Origin of the sequence: Pseudarthrobacter equi, from assembly GCF_900105535.1 — a bacterium.
Classification (GTDB): domain Bacteria; phylum Actinomycetota; class Actinomycetes; order Actinomycetales; family Micrococcaceae; genus Arthrobacter; species Arthrobacter equi.
This window is the reverse complement of record NZ_LT629779.1, coordinates 653492-671757: the sequence shown is the minus strand read 5'-3', so window position 1 is coordinate 671757 and position 18266 is coordinate 653492. Positions and strand designations below refer to the sequence as shown.

At 66.0% G+C, this 18266-nt stretch carries 18 protein-coding genes; 5 read left to right on the top strand and 13 right to left on the bottom strand.

What is annotated here, in order from left to right; translation table 11 throughout:
• Positions 1–13: 13 nt before the first annotated feature.
• Positions 14–703: a hypothetical protein gene (locus BLT71_RS03010; RefSeq protein ID WP_091717461.1), complete on the bottom strand. Its 690-nt coding sequence runs from the start codon at positions 701–703 to the stop codon at positions 14–16.
• A 196-nt stretch (positions 704–899) separates the two neighbouring features.
• Between BLT71_RS03010 and BLT71_RS03005 the strand changes: the two genes are divergently transcribed.
• The 3 genes from BLT71_RS03005 to BLT71_RS02995 all read left to right on the top strand — a co-directional run bounded on the left by BLT71_RS03005 (position 900) and on the right by BLT71_RS02995 (position 2903).
• Positions 900–1826, top strand: a complete 927-nt coding sequence (locus tag BLT71_RS03005; protein ID WP_091717459.1) for an HhH-GPD family protein — start codon at positions 900–902, stop codon at positions 1824–1826.
• Positions 1827–1876: 50 nt separating this feature from the next.
• Positions 1877–2308 (top strand): DUF3592 domain-containing protein, encoded by a 432-nt coding sequence (locus BLT71_RS03000; RefSeq protein ID WP_091717458.1) that lies wholly within the window; start codon positions 1877–1879, stop codon positions 2306–2308.
• A gap of 106 nt (positions 2309–2414) precedes the next feature.
• Positions 2415–2903 carry a hypothetical protein gene (locus BLT71_RS02995; RefSeq protein WP_091717456.1) on the top strand — a complete coding sequence of 163 codons (489 nt, stop codon included), beginning with the start codon at positions 2415–2417 and terminating at the stop codon, positions 2901–2903.
• 70 nt (positions 2904–2973) lie between these two features.
• Here BLT71_RS02995 and BLT71_RS02990 read toward each other — a convergent pair whose 3' ends face one another.
• The 10 genes from BLT71_RS02990 to lysS form a co-directional block, all read right to left on the bottom strand.
• Positions 2974–3216, bottom strand: a complete 243-nt coding sequence (locus BLT71_RS02990; protein WP_091717455.1) for a hypothetical protein — start codon at positions 3214–3216, stop codon at positions 2974–2976.
• Positions 3217–3229: 13 nt separating this feature from the next.
• A complete protein-coding gene (dhaM, locus tag BLT71_RS02985) occupies positions 3230–3922 on the bottom strand; it encodes a dihydroxyacetone kinase phosphoryl donor subunit DhaM (RefSeq protein WP_091717453.1) in 693 nt (230 codons plus the stop codon).
• Entirely contained in the window at positions 3919–4551 is a 633-nt protein-coding gene (gene dhaL / locus BLT71_RS02980; RefSeq protein ID WP_091717451.1) for a dihydroxyacetone kinase subunit DhaL, read from the bottom strand. Before dhaL ends, dhaM begins: the two co-directional genes overlap by 4 nt.
• Before the next feature lie 2 nt (positions 4552–4553).
• A complete protein-coding gene (gene dhaK / locus BLT71_RS02975; RefSeq protein ID WP_091717449.1) occupies positions 4554–5555 on the bottom strand; it encodes a dihydroxyacetone kinase subunit DhaK in 1002 nt (333 codons plus the stop codon).
• A 276-nt stretch (positions 5556–5831) separates the two neighbouring features.
• Complete coding sequence (locus BLT71_RS02970) at positions 5832–6341, bottom strand: amino-acid N-acetyltransferase (RefSeq protein ID WP_091717447.1); 510 nt, start codon at positions 6339–6341, stop codon at positions 5832–5834.
• 160 nt (positions 6342–6501) lie between these two features.
• Positions 6502–8643 carry a S9 family peptidase gene (locus BLT71_RS02965; protein WP_091717445.1) on the bottom strand — a complete coding sequence of 714 codons (2142 nt, stop codon included), beginning with the start codon at positions 8641–8643 and terminating at the stop codon, positions 6502–6504.
• A 164-nt stretch (positions 8644–8807) separates the two neighbouring features.
• Entirely contained in the window at positions 8808–11300 is a 2493-nt protein-coding gene (locus tag BLT71_RS02960) for an ATP-dependent Clp protease ATP-binding subunit (RefSeq protein WP_091717443.1), read from the bottom strand.
• Between the two features lie 546 nt (positions 11301–11846).
• Entirely contained in the window at positions 11847–12182 is a 336-nt protein-coding gene (locus tag BLT71_RS02955; RefSeq protein ID WP_056082913.1) for a histone-like nucleoid-structuring protein Lsr2, read from the bottom strand.
• A 141-nt stretch (positions 12183–12323) separates the two neighbouring features.
• Positions 12324–12497 (bottom strand): hypothetical protein, encoded by a 174-nt coding sequence (locus BLT71_RS20525; RefSeq protein ID WP_172829897.1) that lies wholly within the window; start codon positions 12495–12497, stop codon positions 12324–12326.
• 2 nt (positions 12498–12499) lie between these two features.
• A complete protein-coding gene (gene lysS / locus BLT71_RS02950) occupies positions 12500–14038 on the bottom strand; it encodes a lysine--tRNA ligase (RefSeq protein WP_091717441.1) in 1539 nt (512 codons plus the stop codon).
• Positions 14039–14106: 68 nt separating this feature from the next.
• On the opposite strand from lysS, the gene BLT71_RS02945 reads away from it, so the two are divergent.
• Positions 14107–14961 carry an alpha/beta fold hydrolase gene (locus BLT71_RS02945; RefSeq protein WP_091717439.1) on the top strand — a complete coding sequence of 285 codons (855 nt, stop codon included), beginning with the start codon at positions 14107–14109 and terminating at the stop codon, positions 14959–14961.
• A gap of 101 nt (positions 14962–15062) precedes the next feature.
• Positions 15063–15899, top strand: a complete 837-nt coding sequence (locus BLT71_RS02940) for an alpha/beta fold hydrolase (protein WP_091717433.1) — start codon at positions 15063–15065, stop codon at positions 15897–15899.
• A gap of 63 nt (positions 15900–15962) precedes the next feature.
• On the opposite strand, the gene BLT71_RS02935 is transcribed toward BLT71_RS02940, so the two are convergent.
• Both BLT71_RS02935 and BLT71_RS02930 read right to left on the bottom strand, forming a co-directional pair.
• Complete coding sequence (locus BLT71_RS02935; RefSeq protein ID WP_091717431.1) at positions 15963–17441, bottom strand: DHA2 family efflux MFS transporter permease subunit; 1479 nt, start codon at positions 17439–17441, stop codon at positions 15963–15965.
• Between the two features lie 126 nt (positions 17442–17567).
• On the bottom strand, positions 17568–18134 hold the full coding sequence (locus BLT71_RS02930; protein ID WP_091717429.1) for a type 1 glutamine amidotransferase domain-containing protein: 567 nt from the start codon (positions 18132–18134) through the stop codon (positions 17568–17570).
• Positions 18135–18266: the final 132 nt, after the last annotated feature.

The following is an 18266-nucleotide window of genomic DNA, read 5'->3' as shown; positions in this document are numbered from 1 at the left end:
GTCCGCGGAGGGCCTAGTTCAGCTGGAATACAGCCTTCGGGCTGGCTTTGGAGCCGAGCTTCGCAGTGAAGATGTAGTACGCCCCGCCGGTTCCGGGCTTGGCCGCCACTGCCTGGCATCCCTCCACCGTCCGGTTCCGCTGCCACGTGAAGTTGGCTGTTTCGCTGGCACCGGGCGCCAGCGTCTTTTCCAGGTCCTCGCTGGCAGCCTGGCAGTCCTTGGACGAAAAGACCCGGTCAGCGCCGCTGGTCACGAGAAACTCCATTTGCGAGGTCCCCAGGTTCACCTCGCACGCCACGGTACCGCCGTTGGTTACCTTCAGCGTGAGCCGCGGGTTTTCGCCGTCGCCATAGGCCGCCTTGTCCGTGGACGCCGAGATGGTGACGAGGTTCTGGTTGCAGCCGGGGGTGGCGGACGGCGAGGGCGTGGCCGAAACAGAGGGAACGGCCGACGGCGGGGCCGAGGCTTCGGGGGACGCGGCCGGCGCTGCGGTGGTGGGCATGGTGGACGATGCCTGCTGGGATGCTCCCCCGAGCACCCCGGAGATGGCAAAACCGGTGATCACCAAAGCGATCACCATCAGCAGAGCGCCACCAACGAACAGCCTGCGGCGCCGGTACACGGCAGCGCTGGCCTTCGGTGCGCCGCCGGAGCCCGGTGCCGATGCCTTGCCGCGTGCTGGTGAATTGCCTTGCCTGACCATCCTCCTAGGCTAGGGAAAGTCCCCGGTTCTGCGGCACCACCACGCCGCCGGCAGGCCATCGCTCTGGTCACAACGCGGGCCAGGCCCGGTTTTTCGGCCCGCGAAGCGCATCCATTACAGTGTTGGCATCGATACTCAAGCCCCTTCCTTAGCCGCTCCCGCCGGAACGCCAACACCCCCAAGCGACCCCAACCACATGGAGTTCCTGCACCGCAGGATCACCGGCTGGTTTGCCGAAACCGCCCGCGACCTGCCCTGGCGGGACCCCGACTGCGGCGCCTGGGGCGTGCTGGTCAGCGAGATCATGCTGCAGCAGACCCCGGTGGTGCGGGTGCTCCCCGTCTGGGAGGAATGGCTGAAACGCTGGCCCTCCCCCGCTGGCCTGGCGGGCGAACCAGCCGGCGAGGCTGTCCGTAACTGGGGCAGGCTGGGATACCCGCGGCGGGCCCTCCGGCTGCACGCCGCAGCAACGGCCATCGTTGAAAACCACAACGGCAGGGTCCCGGACACGTACACCGAGCTGCTGGCCCTGCCCGGCGTGGGCAGCTACACGGCAGCGGCTGTGGCCGCCTTCGCGTATGGCCGGCGGGAAACCGTCGTCGACACCAATATCCGCCGGGTACACGCCCGGCTGGTGGCCGGCACCGCGCTTCCCGCGCCTGCCCTGACCGCTGCGGAGATGCGCCTTGCCGCCTCGCTGTTGCCGGACGACGACGCCGCCTCCGTGCGCTGGAACGCTGCGGTCATGGAACTGGGCGCCTTGGTCTGCACTGCGCGTGCGCCGAAATGCGCCGACTGCCCGGTGATGGATTCCTGTGCGTGGCGCGCCGCCGGTGAGCCGCCGCCGTCGTACGTCCCCAAGGGCCAGGCCTGGCACGGCACAGACCGGCAGGTCCGCGGGGCCGTGATGGCCGTCCTGCGGCTGGCCGATGCGCCGGTGCCCGCGGAGATGTTCCTGCAGCCGCCGGCGGACCTGGGCTTCGCCCCGGAGGGGATCGGCGTCCCGCTCGCGGCGCTGCACCGGCTCAATTCCGCGCCGGAGCAACTGGAGCGTGCCATGTCCGGGCTGCTCGCGGACGGCTTGGCGGAGATCCACGACGGCGGCTACCGGCTTCCCGCGTAAGAGCCTCCGCCGGGGTGGCATACTTCTTGGTGACTGGAACCGGGGGAATTTTGAGAATCATTCTTTACATCGTGTGGGCGCTGTTCGTTGTGGCCGCTGTCTTCGCCATGGTCCACGCCATCCGTAAGACAAGGCGCCAGGAGCAGCTGATGGCCAGCTGGCCAAAGGTGCAGGCCACCGTCACCGGCAGTGTGGCCGGCTGGACAAGCGGCGGAGGAGGCTCCAGCCGCAGCCGCCGGTTCTTTCCCACCTACCAGTTCACGGACCCGCGCGGCACCCTGTTCATGGGCAAGTCCGAGATCTCCACAGCGGCGGCGCCGGCCCCCGGGTCCCTGGTCGAGGTTGCCTACAATCCAGCCGACCCCAGCGAATCACTCCAGGTTTCCTCCGCACCCCAGACCACCCTGGGCTGCCTGGTGCCGTTCTTTGCCGTGTTCGCCGTCGCCCTGTTCTGGTTCATCAGCGTCTTCCCGCTGGGCTGACCAAAAGGTTTCCTTTCGGCTGTCAGACTGTCGCCGGCCATAACAATGCCGGCATCACTTCCCCGGTGGAGGTGCCTCACAGGCCGGCCGGTCCTACGCTGAAAACATGCGTAACCGGGGGCTGCTCTTGGCGCTGATGACGACGGCGGGACTCACCACGGGCTGCGGGCCCGGGCCGGTTGCCTGCCCGGCCATCGCCCAGGCCACGGCTGTGTCCGTGACCGTCGCGGCAGACTACGCGCCCCTCATCGGCACGCTCTACGTGAAAGCATGCCAGGACGGCACCTGCAAGGAAGGGCCCGTCGAGCTGGCCCCCGGCAGTGCCAGCATTGACCAGGGCTGCACGCCTGACGGCGTCTGCTCCGCAACGGCCTCGCCGGACGGAACCAAGGTGGGGATGCTGATGCTGGACACGCTCACCGAATCGGCCATGACCGTCACAGCTTCCGGGACCGGCACGGACGGCTCCGCCCTGCCGGTCCGCACGCTCGAATTTCGGCCCCGGGCGGACTATCCGTTTGGCGAACAGTGCGGCAAGTTCATCTCCGCGTCAGTGACCCTGAATGCGGCCGGCCTCAGCGATGCACTGGCCTAATAGCGCCGTCTGGAATGCCGCAGGCTGGAAGGGTGCAAGTTCGACGGGGCAGGCCGGAAAACAGCGCAGGCTAGAACAGTGCGGGCTGGCTGAACTGCCCGCCTGCCGGCTGGCCAAGGTCGCCCACATACTGGGGGCGCCATTCGAACCCGAGGTCCGCCAGCAGCTCTTCCACCGTGGTCTGCCCGTCCAGCACTTCGATTGCCGGGGAGTTGTCTTCGGGGTGGAGCTGTTCCATGGCATCGAGCTTATTGGCAGGATCAGGCGGGGAGTTGCGGACACACCGGGCTGCGCCGATTGTGGCCAGCTGCACGCGGGTTGCCGGCTCAGGGCTCGCCGAAACCAGCCTGGACAAGGCCGCCAACGTAGTTCACGGCCCGTTCAGCGTCGGCGCCCCAGGCCTCCACGTGCAGCACGGATCCTTTCCCGGCGCCCAGCGTCATCAGCGCCGTCATGGATGCCCCGTCCACCCCGTTGACCGTGACGTCCGCTGCCAGCGAGGACAGGCCGCCGGCGATCTTGGCGGCGGGCCGGGCATGCATGCCTGCCTGGTTGATCAGCTCAAAGTCACCCGTGAAATCGGGGCCCCGGCCCGTGACGGAGCCTTCCTCCACCATCTGCCGCCCGGTGTCGTTGCCGTGGGCAGGTCCGCGCACCGCCTCAGCGGCACGCTTGACGCCCTCCACGTCTGCGCCGCCCTGGGCAGCGACGGACGCCGCCACCAGTCCTTCCACCAATGGGGCGTCGGCCAGCAGGAACTTCTCCGGGTCGTCGACGAACTCCAGCGCGGACTCCGCGGTCATCACCGCGGAACCGAGATCTGCGAGGATCACCGCGCCGTCACCTCCGGCGGCTTTGTCCAGGGCGGCCACGACCTTCTCCAGGCTGGTGCCGATCCTGCCGTCCCCGGTGCCGCCGGCTGCCAGGATCACCACGTTGGGTGCCATTTGCGCGGCAAGTTCCACGGCGCCGTCGGCAATCTTTTCGCTATGGGACACCACTACAATGCTGACTGTCACGCGGCAGCCCCCACGGCGGCCCGCAGGATCAGCGCGCTGGATACCGCGCCGGGGTCGCGGTGGCCGGCGCTGCGTTCGCCGAGGTAGCTCGCCCGGCCTTTACGTGCCACGAGCGGATCGGTCGCCACCGCCCCGGCCTCGGCAGCCTCTGCGGCGGCCACCAGGACCGCCATGAGGTCGGCACCGCCGCCGTCGGCCGCGGCCCGGGCAGCCTCAACTGCCGGGGTCCAGGCGTCAACCATGGTCTTGTCCCCGGGTTCGGCCTTGCCGCGGGCCACGATGCCGTCGCGTGCGGCAGCGAGCGCTTCTGCCCAGGCCCCGGGATCGACCTCGGCAGAGTCGCCGAGGGACGTGGCCGCCCGGAGGAAGGCCGTGCCGTAGAGGGGGCCGGCGGCGCCGCCCACCTTGGACATCAGCGTCATGGCCGTGAGCTTCATGGCTGCTCCGGGCGTCTCCGGCGTCCCCTCGCCGAGCTTGGCCACCACCGCCTGGAACCCGCGGTCCATGTTCTCGCCGTGATCAGAGTCCCCAATGGCCCGGTCCAGCTCGATCAGCTCCACGCGGTGTTCAGCCATGGCCTCGGCGCACAGGTTCAGCCACTTCACCGCCCACGCGGCATCCAGCACCATGGTCAGGCGCCCCAGCGGAGGGCAGCGGTGTGGACGGGTGCATCCCACAGTTCGGTCAGCTCGTCGTCGAGCCGGAGCACGGAAATGGAGCAGCCCTGCATCTCGAGTGCAGTGATGTAGTTGCCCACCAGGGACCGCTCAACGGTGGCACCCTTGTCCTTCAGGACCTGGACGGCGCGGCGGTAGACGATGTAGAGCTCGCTTTGCGGCGTCCCGCCCATGCCGTTGACGAACAGGAGCACCTTGTCCCCTGAGCCGATGTTCAGGTCCGCCAGGACGGGCTCCAGCAGGCGGTCCGTGATGCCGTCCGCGTTTTCGAGTGGGATGCGGTGCCGGCCCGGCTCGCCGTGGATGCCGATGCCGATTTCGATTTCATCGTCTGCGAGGTCGAAGCTCGGCTGGCCCGCGTGCGGAACGGTGCAGGCGGACAGTGCCACGCCCATGGTCCGGACGTTGGCGTTGACCCGCTCGCCGATGGAGGCCACGCCGTCGAGGTCGTCACCGCGCTCCGCGGCCGCACCGGCGATCTTCTCCACCAGCACGGTGCCGCCCACGCCCCGCCGGCCCGCCGTGTACAGGGAGTCCTCCACGGCAACATCGTCGTTGACCAGGACGGTGCGGATGCTGACGCCTTCGGCTTCTGCCAGCTCGGCCGCGGTCTCGAAGTTGAGGACGTCGCCGGTGTAGTTCTTGACGATATGGACCACGCCGGCGCCTGAGTTGACGGCGAGCGTGGCCGGTAGGATCTGGTCCGGCGTAGGTGAGGTGAACACCGCCCCCGGCACGGCGGCGTCGAGCATTCCCTTGCCCACGTAACCGGCGTGCAGCGGTTCGTGCCCGCTGCCCCCGCCCGAAACCAGGCCTACCTTGCCGTTCACGGGCGCGTCCTTGCGCGTGATGTACATGGGATCTTCTGTGACGGTAACGAGGTCTGCGTGGGCAAGGCCGAAGCCCTGCACGGATTCCGCGACGACGGACCTGGGATCGTTGATGAGTTTCTTCATGGCGGTGCTCCTGGCTGTGCTGTGCTCCTGGAGGATGACAATCCTGACCCTACTACCGGCCAAAGGGGCTGCGGTAGGGCTCCATCCGCTGCAGACGCAGAAAAGGGACAGCCCCCAATGACTGTCCCTTTTCGTGGGCCCCCAAACCCGGCCGCCAACAGTTTATCCATCAATTCGAGTAAAAGGAAGTGCAGGTCAGAATGAAATGCAATGTTTTTTGCTTTGGGCGGGCCTGTTCTCCGGGCCGGAGAGGACCGGAGAGACCCGGCGGCCCTGCTAGAGGACCCGGATCATCCGGGTGTTGCCCAGGGTGTTCGGCTTCACGCGGGCCAAGTCAAGGAACTCCGCCACGCCCTCGTCATGGGAGCGCAGGAGCTCCGAGTAGACCACCGGATCCACGGCCGACTGGTCAGCCATGACCTCGAACCCGTGGCGCTTGAAGAAGTCCACCTCGAACGTGAGGCAGAAAACCCGGGCCACCCCCAGCGCGCGGGCCTCCTCCAGCAGCCGTTCAACCAGGACGTGCCCCACACCCTTGCCGCGCCAGTCGCCCGACGCCGCGAGCGTGCGGACTTCGGCCAAGTCCTCCCACATGACGTGGAGCGCCCCGCAGCCGATCACCTCGCCGTCGTCCGACTCGGCGATCTTGAATTCCTGGAGGCTCTCGTAATACGCCACCGTTTCCTTCGCCATCAGGATGCGCTCCTCGGCCAGCGGCGCCACCAGTTTCTTGATGGCGGAAACGTCGCTGGTGCGGGCAGGGCGGATGTGGAAGGAGTCAGTCACAGGTTCAATCCTACGAGGCGAAGGGCTCTCGGCTCGGTGACTTCGGGTTGGGCGTTCCGGTGCCGGCGCCATTTGCCGCTTGCTGCTCCTCCGTCGCTCTGACGCAAGCTACACAAATGACCCCGTCACCTTCACTTCGCTAAAGGTGCGCCAATCAAATCTAGAGCCCGAGTTCTTCCGGCAGGTCCAGGTCCTGGCCCAGGACGTTCTTCGCAAGGAACCACTCGACTACGCGGTGCCAGACCTTGGCGTGCTGCGGCTGCAGGATCCAGTGGTTCTCATCCGGGAAGTACAGGAACCGGTGGGCGGTCTGGCCGTCCTGGTCCGCCGCGAGCTTTGACTTGGACAGGAGCTCGTACCAGAGCCGCAGGCCCTCACCGATGGGCACCCGGTAATCCTTGTCCCCATGAATCACCAGCATGGGCGAACTGATCTTCCCGACGTGCAGGTGCGGCGAGTTCTCCAGCGCCATTTCCTCGGTCATTTCCTTCAGCCAGTACTGCGAGGCGTCCGTTGTGGGACCGAACTGGTCAAGAGCCCACAGGCTGGCGTGGGTGACCACCGCTTTGAACCGGTCCGTGTTTCCTGCGACCCAGTTGGCCATGTAGCCGCCGAACGATCCGCCCATGGCGGCCGTCCGCGTCTCGTCAATGTCCGCCCGGTCCACTGCGGCGTCCGTGACAGCCATCAGGTCCGTGAAGGGCGCCTTGCCCCACGCGCCCCAGCCGCGCTGGATGTACGCCTGGCCGTAGCCGGTGGACAGTGCCGGGTCCGGCAGCAGCACCGCGTAACCCTTGGCTGTCAGGAGCCAGGGGTTCCACCGCCAGGTCCAGGCGTTCCAAGAGCCCAGGGGCCCGCCGTGGATCCACAGCAGGAGCGGCGCCGGGTTGTCCGCCGATGCACCTTCCGGCAGGGCCAGGTAGGCGGGGACCCGCGAACCATCCGGCGCAGTGGCGGCGATCCGCTCCAACCTGCCCGCGTGTGACGGCCGCTCGGCCGGCGCAGGCAGCCGCGTGGTCTCCCCCGTCGCAAGGTCGATCCGAACGGCTTCAGCGGGAAAGTCGTAGGAGCTCCGCAGGGCGTAGGCGTACCGGCCTTCGGGAGAAACAACGACGTCGGAGTAGGCCGCGGCGTCCTGGGTCACCCGGGCCCCGCCCACTTCAGCCGCAGCAGCCGGGACGCTGATCCGGAAGACCGGCGACGCGCCGTCGTCGTCCGCGGTGGCCAGGAGCGCGGAACCGTCCGGCAGCCAGGCGGCAGGCTTGGGCCAGCGGTCCCAATCGTGGGCGAGCGGCTGCAGGCCCGCCCCGTCCGCGGCGGCTTCGGCGGCATTTTCCGCACTGCCCGAAACGTCGAGCAGGTGCAGCTTGATTTCAGGGGCCCGCTGCGGGGTGGAATCACTCTCGCTGACCACCGCCAGGGTTTTGCCGTCCGGGCTGACCGGTCCCGGGAAGTAGCTCATGCCTTCGCTGTCGAGCAAAACCTTCAGGCTGCCGGAGGCGACATCCACCGCCACCAGCACCGAGCGGCTGTCCGCCTTGGCCAACGGCTTGGTGTAGCTGGTATAAACCGTCCGGCCGTCGGGGCTGACCACCGCGTCAGCTTCCCGGAGGCGCGGCCCGGCCTCCGGCGTGAGGTTGCGAAGGGCCAGCGGTGCCGTGGCGTCCACGGTTCCGGGCCTGCCCCCGGCCTGGTCCTCCCCCGGTTCCACGGCGAAGATCCGCGGCTGGCCGGGCCCCAGGTCGGCATCCCAGTAGCGCACCGGGTACTCGCTGTGCAGGATGGCTGACACTTTCTTGTCCTTGCGGGACTTGCGGCGCTCAGCGTCGTCTTCCTCATCGGCGGAGCCTGCCAGGACCTCGGCGGCCACGAAGGCTGCGTCCGCATTCTGGGCCGTCATCACCCGGCTGACGCCGCCCGGCCTGCTGAGGACCACGCGGGCCTCGCCACCGTCGGCCGGAAGGAGCCACAGCGCGCTGACGGGGTCTTCCTCGGGGCTGTCCGGATCGGGGCGGGCGGACGTGAAATAGACGTCCCCGTTGGCCGCGAAGGCCGCTCCCGCCTCGCCCTTCGCGCTGCGGGTGATGCGCCGGGCATGCTTCTGGCCTTTCGGGTCCAGTTCCCACAGCGCTGTGGCGAACTCGGTGCCCTTGCCGTTCAGGGTGCTGACCGTGGTCACCAGACGGGTTCCGTCGGGGCTCAGTGCCAGGCCGCCCACGCGCGGGATGGACAGGAAGTGGTCAAGGTCGTGGAAGGGGGTCAGTGGTTGCTCGTCCGGGATCACCGGATTCTGATTAGCCATGCTTCCGATTCAACACGGTTTGTGCCGCCGATCACAGCCGCCACACGCTGGCCCTTCGGGTACTGCTTTCATGGCCGGGTCCGCTCTGGCCCCAGCGCGGCAACGCGAAAGCCCCGCCGCTCCTTTCGGAGTGGCGGGGCTTTCGCTGGTGAACTTCCAACCGGTTAGACGCTCGGGGCGATTTCCGGGATGCGCGGCTTGGCGTTACCGGCGAAGGTGAACTTCGCGTCGTCGCCTTCGCCTTCGACGTCCACTACGACGATGTCGCCGGGGTGGATCTCGCCGAACAGGATCTTCTCGGACAGCTGGTCCTCGATCTCGCGCTGGATGGTGCGGCGCAGCGGCCGGGCACCCATGGCGGGATCGTAACCGCGGGTGGCCAAGAGTACCTTGGCGGCCGTGGTCAGCTCGATGCCCATGTCCTTGTCCTTGAGCCGCTTCTCGAGGCGGTTCACGAACAGGTCCACGATCTCGATGATCTCGTCCTGCGTCAGCTGCGGGAACACCACGACGTCGTCAACACGGTTCAGGAACTCGGGGCGGAAGTGCTGCTTGAGTTCCTCCGTAACGCGGGCACGCATGCGGTTGTAGCCGGTCTGCGTGTCGGTCCCGGACTGGAAGCCGGTGGCGACGCTCTTGGAGATGTCCCGGGTACCGAGGTTGGTGGTCATGATGATCACGGTGTTCTTGAAGTCCACCACGCGGCCCTGGGAGTCGGTCAGGCGGCCGTCTTCCAGGATCTGCAGCAGCGAGTTGAAGAGGTCCGCGTGGGCCTTTTCAACTTCGTCGAACAGCACCACGGAGAACGGACGGCGCCGGACCTTCTCGGTCAGCTGGCCACCCTCTTCGTAGCCCACGTAGCCCGGAGGGGCACCGAAGAGCCGCGAAACGGTGTGCTTCTCGGAGTACTCGGACATGTCCAGGGTGATGAGGGCGTCCTCTTCACCGAACAGGAACTCCGCGAGTGCCTTGGCCAGTTCGGTCTTGCCGACGCCGGTGGGGCCGGCGAAGATGAACGAGCCACCGGGACGCTTGGGGTCCTTGAGCCCTGCACGGGTGCGGCGGATGGCCTGGGACAGTGCCTTGATGGCCTCGTCCTGGCCAACGACGCGCTTGTGCAGTTCGTCTTCCATCTTGAGCAGGCGCGAGGACTCTTCCTCGGTCAGCTTGAAGACGGGGATGCCGGTGGAGTTGGCCAGCACCTCGGCGATGAGATCCTCATCCACCTCGGAGATGTCGTCCATGCCGCCGGACTTCCAGTGGCGTTCCTTCTCCGACCGCTCGGAGATCATCTTCTGCTCCTTGTCGCGGAGCGCTGCGGCGCCTTCGAAGTCCTGGGCGTCGATGGCGGATTCCTTCTCCATCTTCAGCTTGGCGATGCGCTCGTCCATGGCCTTGAGCTCCGGCGGAGCGGTCATGCGGCGGATGCGCAGGCGGGCGCCGGCCTCGTCGATCAGGTCGATGGCCTTGTCCGGCAGGAAGCGGTCCGAAATGTAGCGCTCGGCGAGGCTGGCCGCGGAGGCCAGAGCGCCGTCGGTGATGGTGACGCGGTGGTGTGCCTCGTAGCGGTCACGCAGGCCCTTAAGGATCTCAATGGCGTGCGCCACGGAGGGTTCCTTGACCTGGATCGGCTGGAAGCGGCGCTCCAGGGCGGCGTCCTTCTCGATGTGCTTGCGGTACTCGTCCAGCGTGGTGGCACCGATGGTCTGCAGCTCGCCGCGGGCCAGCATGGGCTTCAGGATCGAGGCTGCATCGATGGCGCCTTCGGCGGCACCGGCACCCACCAGGGTGTGGATCTCATCGATGAACAGGATGATGTCGCCACGGGTGCGGATCTCCTTGAGGACCTTCTTCAGGCGCTCTTCGAAGTCACCGCGGTAGCGGGAGCCAGCCACCAGTGAACCGAGGTCCAGGGTGTAGAGCTGCTTGTCCTTGATGGTCTCCGGGACGTCGCCGCGGACGATCGCCTGGGCGAGGCCCTCGACGACGGCCGTCTTGCCGACGCCGGGTTCGCCGATGAGCACCGGGTTGTTCTTGGTACGGCGGGAGAGGACCTGCATGACGCGTTCCATCTCCTGCTCGCGCCCGATGACGGGGTCCAGCTTGTTCTCGCGCGCAGCCTGGGTGAGGTTGCGGCCGAACTGGTCGAGGACCACGGAACCTGCAGGGGCGCCTTCGGGCTGGCCGCCGCCGACGCCTGCGCCGGTGGTTTCCTTGCCCTGGTAGCCGGAGAGGAGCTGGATGACCTGCTGGCGGACACGGTTGAGATCGGCGCCCAGCTTCACCAGGACCTGGGCGGCTACGCCCTCACCCTCGCGGATCAGGCCGAGCAGGATGTGCTCGGTGCCGATGTAGTTGTGGCCCAACTGGAGGGCCTCGCGCAGCGAGAGCTCCAGTACCTTCTTGGCGCGGGGGGTGAAGGGGATGTGACCGGAGGGAGCCTGCTGGCCCTGGCCGATGATCTCCTGCACCTGCTCGCGAACGCCGTCGAGCGAAATGCTCAAAGACTCAAGAGCTTTGGCGGCAACGCCTTCACCTTCATGGATTAGACCCAGAAGGATGTGTTCGGTACCGATGTAATTGTGGTTCAGCATGCGTGCCTCTTCTTGGGCAAGCACAACTACGCGACGGGCACGGTCCGTAAATCGCTCAAACATTTCGCCACACTCCTAGCTACGACGTACTTTGATGCTACGTGGCCGACCCAATCTTGTGGAGCGTGTTCGCCACAGGGGAAACCCACACCCTTTTCAGGGGCTGACCCAAGGTTGGATGCGCAGCGTTGGCGGGTGGCCGTGCCGCGGACGTTCCGGGCTTTGCATTACGTGTTCGGCTGCGCCCCGGATAACGGCCACGTCCACTCGCTGGATTATTGAAACGATCATCAGTGCTGCTGACCATAAAGGGGATAAGCCCGGCGTTGGCCACAGTTCCATGTTTGCCACGGTTTCGGCGTTTGCCCTGTGCTGCGAAAAGCCATTCCTGGCACCAGGGCTTCCGGACATTATTCCCGAACGGCGGCGCAGCGGCTGGCCGGCGCCTGTGATGGCGCAAACCTGATGGGCAAACCAGATGAGGCTAAAAGGGACGGGCGGCCGCCCTGAATGACAGGTGGAGCATCCCAGCCGGGGCATCGCTGCCAATAAACAAAGCCCTGCTCCCCGGCAACGGGGAACAGGGCTTAAACCAGGGTCCTGCGGCAGCTAGGAATTGGCCTTTTGGTAGGCTTCCTGGATTTCCGCCTGAATTCGGCCGCGGCTGTTAACGGTGTAACCGTTATCCCGGGCCCACTGGCGGATCTGTGCCGAATCGTGGCTGCGGCCACTCCCTGAAGGAGCCTTGGCCTTGGCAGCCGTGCGGCCGCCGGAGGACTTGCGTGCAGCGCCAACATAGCGCTCAAGCGAAGACCGGAGTTCGGTGGCGTTGGCCGCCGAAAGATCAATCTCGTAGTTGACCCCATCGAGGCCAAACTTAACATTCTCGTCTGCGGATCCCCCATCCAGATCATCAACGAGGATGATGTTTACTTTCTGTGCCATTTAGAGTCTTCCTTTTGCTGGAAAGTTTCGGTGTTCAGAAAAGCAGGATGTTTCCCAAAGAAATTATCGCTCTTTTTATGCCGACGCGTCAAAGCGAAAAATGACTACTGGGGATAACAGGGGGCAGATTGAGGGTTTTATCTATTTTCGGCCGGTATCCGGGCGGTCGCTGAAGCCAGCCTGGGCATCGGCTTCAGCCTGAGCGCGGGCTTCAGCCTGGCGCTCTGATTTATCGGCATTAAATACAGCCTTCATTGCAAACCAGAACAACAGGCCTACAACAAGGGATGGAAGCAGGACTGCAACGTACTCCATGGTCAGTGCCCTTCAGGCTTGAGGAGGGGGAAAAGGATGGTTTCCCGGATTCCGGCACCGGTAAACAGCATCACCAGCCGGTCGATACCCAGGCCGATGCCGCCCATGGGCGGGGCACCGTATTCGAGGGCGCGGAGGAAGTCCTCGTCCAGCTGCATGGCTTCGTCGTCGCCGGCAGCGGCGTGGCGTGACTGCTCGGTAAGACGCTCGCGCTGGATCACGGGGTCGATCAGCTCCGAGAACGCGGTACCGCGCTCCATGCCGCCGATGATGAGGTCCCAGGCTTCAATGAGGCGTCCGTCCTCGCGGTGCGGCCGGGCCAGCGGCTGGGCGGAGGGCGGGTAGTCGTAGACGAAGGTGGGGTTCAGCAGCGTGGGCTCGACGATCTCGCCGAACAGTTCCACCACCGTCTTTTCGGCGTCCCACTTGGGGTCTACCTTCACCTCATGCTTGGCGGCAATATCGCGAAGCACCTCAAGCGAAGTGTCCGGCGTGATTTCCTGGCCAACGGCGTCGGACAACCCCGGGTAGACGGCCAGCCAGGCCCAGTCGCCGTCGAGGTTGATCTCCCCCGCCTCGGTCTGGACGGTGCGGCCGGCACCCACGGCGTCGGCGGCGTCGAGGATGATCTCCTTGATGCGCTCCGCCATGACGAACTGGTCGGCCCAGGCCTCATAGCATTCGAGCGTGGTGAACTCGGGGCTGTGCGTGGAGTCAACGCCCTCGTTGCGGAAGACGCGGCCCATGTCGTAGACGCGGTCGATGCCGCCCACCACGGCGCGCTTGAGGTAGAGCTCGGTGGCGATCCGCAGGGTCATCTTCTGGTCGAAGGCGTTCATGTGCGTCTCGAAGGGCCGCGCCAGTGCGCCGCCGTGGACCAGCTGGAGGATGGGCGTCTCCACCTCGACGTACTGGTGGCGGAACAGCGTTTCGCGGATGGAACGGGTGATCGCGGCACGCGTGTAAACCATTTCGCGGGCTTCGTCGCGGACCATCAGGTCCACGTAGCGCTGGCGGACGCGGGTTTCCTCGTTCAGCTCCGCGTGCAGCACGGGCAGCGGGCGGAGGGCCTTGGAAGCCATGCCCCACGATTCGGCCATGACGGAGAGCTCGCCGCGGCGAGAGGAGATGACCTCACCCTTGATGAACACGTGGTCGCCGAGGTCAACGAGGGCCTTCCAGTCGGCCAGCGCTTCCTCACCCACGTTGGCCAGGCTCAGCATGGCCTGCAGCCGGGTTCCCTTGCCGTCCGTGCCGCCTTCCTGGAGGGTGGCGAAGCAGAGCTTGCCGGTGTTGCGTACGAACACCACGCGTCCGGTGACGCCCACGACGTCCCCGGTGGTTTCGTCAGCTTCCAGGTGCGCGTACTTCTCGCGGATCTCCGCCAGGGAGTGCGTGCGCTCCACACCCACGGGGTACGCTTCGGCGCCGCGCTCGAGGAGTTTGGCGCGCTTTTCCATACGGATGCGCATCTGCTCGCTGGCGTCGAGCGGCTCGGGGGCGTTCTTGGGAGCGGGGGTGTTTTGGGAAGTCACAATCATCAAGTTTACCGGGCATTGCAAAACCGGGCTTTCAGCTGCCCCGCAGGCACGCACCCTACGATGGGCTGGTGAAAGAACAGGTCCTTCCCACGCACGACGGCGGCCACTTGGCCTTGTACAGCTACGGCACCGAGGACGCGCCCGGGGAGAAGAGGGTGGTGCTGATCGGCGGGGCTTTCCTTACCGCCCTGATCTACCGTCCGTTCTCGATCGCGCTGGCCAAGGGCCTGGGTGACGGCTGGGCAGTGGACGTCTACGACCGCAGGGGCCGCGGCAGTTCCTCACCGCAGCCACCGGGCTACTCGATGGCCACGGAGATCGAGGATGTCCGCACCGTCATGGATGCCACCGGCGCCCGCAACATCCTGGGCCACAGCCTGGGCGGTTCTGTGGCCCTGAACGCTGTCCAGGAATTCACCGGAACCGGATACGTCCCCGACAAGCTGGCCGTTTACGACGCCGCGGTGAACATCGACGGCAGCATCGACACCAAGTGGCTGGACGGGTTCGAGAAGGCCGTCAATGACGGCAAGGTGGGGCACGCCCTCGCCCACATGAAGAAGGCCACCAGCCCGGGATCGGCCATGGCGAGGATCCCGGAGCCGGTGCTGGCCGGGCTGATGGCTGTTCTGTCGCGGACCAAGGTCAACAAGGTCTTCCGTCAGGTCATGCCCAGCGGCGTGGGTGAACTGCGGGCCGCCTACAACGAAAAGGACCATGCCAGGGACTTCAGCGTGCTGCCCGCCGGTACGCACTTCATGGCGGGCGGGAAGAGCCCGAGCTATTACAAGGTGACGGCGCAGCGCCTGCACGCAGCGGTCCCCGGCAGCACCTTCGAGGTTTCGCCCAAGTGCTTCCACGGCTCAATCCCTGCCGCCGTCAAGGAACTGGTGGCGGACATCTCGGAGTACTTCACGGCCTGAGGCAGGCAACCGCAGCATCGCGCAGGAAAGGTGCCTTCCGGCCAGGACCCGTTAACTGCGGGGTTGTGTCCGCGGTCAGGTTGCTCAGATAGGCTCAGATCATGACGCGTGAGAACATCAGGACCCCCGACGGCGGCACTCTGGAGCTCTTTACCACCGGCGCTGACCTTGCTTCCGGCGGCTCAGGGGTGGTGATCGTGCCGCCGTCCATGGTGACGGCGGCGGACTACACCAAGTTCGCCCAGAAACTCAGTGCGGCCTTGGGCCGGCCGGTGCACACGTTCAACCGCCGCGGCCGTGGTTCGTCCTCGCCGCAGCCGGAGGATTACACCTTGGATGTGGACATCCGCGACCTAGACGTGGTCATGAAACACACTTCCAGCACTGACGTTTTCGGCCACAGCTTCGGCGGAGCAGTGGCCCTGCACGCGGCCCGGACGCTGCCGGTGGAACGCCTGGCCGTTTACGATCCCGCGGTGTCCGTCAACCAGTCGGTCAAGGCCGACTGGATCGGCGAATACGAGACCGCCATCGCTGCCGGCGACGACGACCGCGCCCTGGCCGTCATCCAGCGTGGCCTGGAGGCGCCGGGACCGCTGTCGTCCCGCATGCCGCTGTCCATGATGACGCTCGCCAACAAGCTGACCGCCGGCACGTCAGAGGGCAAGCAGCAGCGGGAACTGATGCGCACGGGCGTCCGCGAAATCAAGGCCATCATCGCCGCGGACATGCCTGCCGAACCGTTCCTGGAACTGCCCCTTGAAACGCTGATTGTCGTGGGCGAAAAGAGCCCCGCCTACTTTGGCGTGGCCTGCGGCCAGATCCACGACGTCCTGTCCGGCTCCAGCTACACCATCCTCCCCGGCTTCGGGCACGACGGCGTCATCAAAGCCCCGGACAAGCTGGTCAAGGAACTGAGCGACTTCTACGCCGGCTGACCGGCACAAAAAAGCCGTTGCTCCCAGTGGGAGCAACGGCTTTTTTGTTGAGCTCGTAGCCGGTTAGTGCGCCGGACCGTGGGCCGGGCCCGCACCTTCGGTCTTGCGCATCATCGCGGAAAGTACGACGGCGGCGAGGGCTATGACGGTTGCCGTCATGAAGGCGGCGCTCATCCCGGCGACGAGTCCCGACGTCGCGCTGACCACGGAGAAGATGGACACCAGCAGTGCCGTGCCGGCAGCACCGGCAACCTGCTGCGTGGTGCTCATGATCGCCGAGCCGTGCGAGTACAGGTGCGGCGGCAGCGGGTTCAGGCCTGTAGTGAACGCAGGCGTGAACAGCAGCGCCAGCCCGAAACTCAGCCCCACGTGCAAGGTGACGATCCACGCAACCGCCGTGCCGGCGTCGAGCATGGAGAACTGCCACAGCGTCACCACCATCAGGATGGACCCGGTGACGGTCAGCGGCAGCGGCCCCACTTTGTCGAACAGGCGGCCAATGACGGGGCCGAGGAGGCCCATGGCCAGGCCGCCGGGCAGCAGCGCCAGGCCGGTTTCCAGCGAACCGAGGCCGCGGACTTCCTGCAGGTACAGCGGCAGCAGGATCACGCCGCCGAACAACGCCATCATGGCCACCACCATCAGCAGGACGGAGACCGTGAACATGCGGAAGTTGAAGGCGCCGAGGTCCAGCAGCGGCGCCGAGGACTTCTGCAGGCGGACCTGGCGCATCACGAAGACCGCCAGCGCGGCGACGCCGATGACCAACGCAGCGATGGCGCCTGCACTGGGACCGGCTTGGCCGCCATGGCCGCCGCCGATCTGGCTCAGGCCGTAAACCAGACCACCGAAGGCCGGAACGGTCAGGAAGACGGACAGGAGATCGAGCTTGGTCTTCTCGGTTTCGCCGATGTTCGTCAGGTACTTCGCACCGATCGCCAGGGCAGCCAGCGCCACCGGCAGGACGAACACGAACATGAAACGCCAGGTGAAGTGCTCAAGGATCAAACCGGACACCGTGGGGCCCATGGCCGGAGCCACGGATATGGCGATGCTGACATTGCCCATCACCGCACCGCGCTTGGCCAGCGGAACCAGGGTGAGGATGGTGGTCATCAGCAGCGGCAGCATGATCGCCGTACCGCCGGCCTGGACAATGCGGGCCAGCAGCAGGATCTCGAATCCGGGCGCGACGGCGGCCAGCGCGGTGCCCCCGGCAAACAGTCCCATGGCCAGCATGAACACGGCGCGGGTGGAGAGGCTCTGCAGGATGAACCCGGTGGTGGGGATGACCACGGCCATGGTGAGCATGAAGCCGGTGGAAAGCCACTGCACGGTGGGGGCATCCACCTGGAGGTCCACCATGAGGCGCTGCAGCGCGACGTTCATGATGGTTTCGTTGAGGATCACCACGAAGGTGGCCACCAGCAGGGTGCTGATGATCGTCACCGATTCGCGGGACATTTTCTCCGGTGCGGCGGGCTTGGTTCCTGCCGCCTGGGCCGGCTGGCCATTGGCGTTCGGAGATACTTCGGTAGACATGAGTGTTCCCTCAGGGAGAGTGGTGAGTGGTGCGCGAACCTGGCCGCTGCAGATGCCAACACTCTACCGGCTGGAGTAATTCCTCCGCACGGTATTTTTTCCCAAACCCTGAGGGAACGACAGGTGTCAGGCGGTCTGGCCCGCGTGCTGCCCTTCGGCGATTTCTTCGACGAGCTTGCTGTTGAAAGCGGGTAGGTCGTCGGGGTTTCGGCTGGTCACCAGGCCCTGGTCAACCACCACTTCCTCGTCCGTCCAGTTGGCTCCGGCGTTCTTGAGGTCGGTTTCCAACGTGAAGTAGGACGTGACGTTCCGGCCGCGGATCACGCCGGCGTCAATGAGCACCCACGGTCCGTGGCAGATGGACGCCACCGGCTTGTGCTGTTCGAAGAAGCTGCGCGTGAAGCTCTGCGCGTCCTTGTCCGCCCTCAGGTGGTCTGCGTTGACGACGCCACCGGGAATGACCAGTGCGTCAAAGTCCGAGGCGTTGGCTTCGGCGACGGCGAGGTCCACGTCAAACGTGTCGCCCTTATCCGTGCCGTTGAAGCCCTGCAGCTTGCCGCTGCCGGGGGCTACGAGGGTGGGCTCGCCACCGGCGTCCTTCACTGCCTGCCACGGGCTGGTCAGCTCAACCTGCTCCACGCCGTCCGTAAGCAGGAATGCAACCTTCTTGCCTGCGATGTTGTGTTCTGACATTGTTCCTCCTCGCTTGAAGCCGGCCGCCGCGCTCCTCTGTGAGGGCGCAGTGCACTGCTTCGAGAGTTGCTTGCCTGACAGATTCCAGCCTAGGAAAACCGAAAGTAATAAGCAAGCTGACTATCTTTTATT

Coding starts and splice junctions, on each gene's coding strand:
- BLT71_RS02965 (WP_091717445.1), bottom strand. CDS start 8,643: ATGGCTAATCAGAATCCGGTGATCCCGGACGAGCAACCACTGACCCCC.
- BLT71_RS02960 (WP_091717443.1), bottom strand. CDS start 11,300: ATGTTTGAGCGATTTACGGACCGTGCCCGTCGCGTAGTTGTGCTTGCC.
- dhaK (WP_091717449.1), bottom strand. CDS start 5,555: ATGAAGAAACTCATCAACGATCCCAGGTCCGTCGTCGCGGAATCCGTG.
- lysS (WP_091717441.1), bottom strand. CDS start 14,038: ATGATTGTGACTTCCCAAAACACCCCCGCTCCCAAGAACGCCCCCGAG.
- BLT71_RS02995 (WP_091717456.1), top strand. CDS start 2,415: ATGCGTAACCGGGGGCTGCTCTTGGCGCTGATGACGACGGCGGGACTC.
- BLT71_RS02930 (WP_091717429.1), bottom strand. CDS start 18,134: ATGTCAGAACACAACATCGCAGGCAAGAAGGTTGCATTCCTGCTTACG.
- BLT71_RS02940 (WP_091717433.1), top strand. CDS start 15,063: ATGACGCGTGAGAACATCAGGACCCCCGACGGCGGCACTCTGGAGCTC.
- BLT71_RS03010 (WP_091717461.1), bottom strand. CDS start 703: ATGGTCAGGCAAGGCAATTCACCAGCACGCGGCAAGGCATCGGCACCG.
- BLT71_RS02955 (WP_056082913.1), bottom strand. CDS start 12,182: ATGGCACAGAAAGTAAACATCATCCTCGTTGATGATCTGGATGGGGGA.
- BLT71_RS02935 (WP_091717431.1), bottom strand. CDS start 17,441: ATGTCTACCGAAGTATCTCCGAACGCCAATGGCCAGCCGGCCCAGGCG.
- BLT71_RS03005 (WP_091717459.1), top strand. CDS start 900: ATGGAGTTCCTGCACCGCAGGATCACCGGCTGGTTTGCCGAAACCGCC.
- dhaL (WP_091717451.1), bottom strand. CDS start 4,551: ATGGTGCTGGATGCCGCGTGGGCGGTGAAGTGGCTGAACCTGTGCGCC.
- BLT71_RS20525 (WP_172829897.1), bottom strand. CDS start 12,497: ATGGAGTACGTTGCAGTCCTGCTTCCATCCCTTGTTGTAGGCCTGTTG.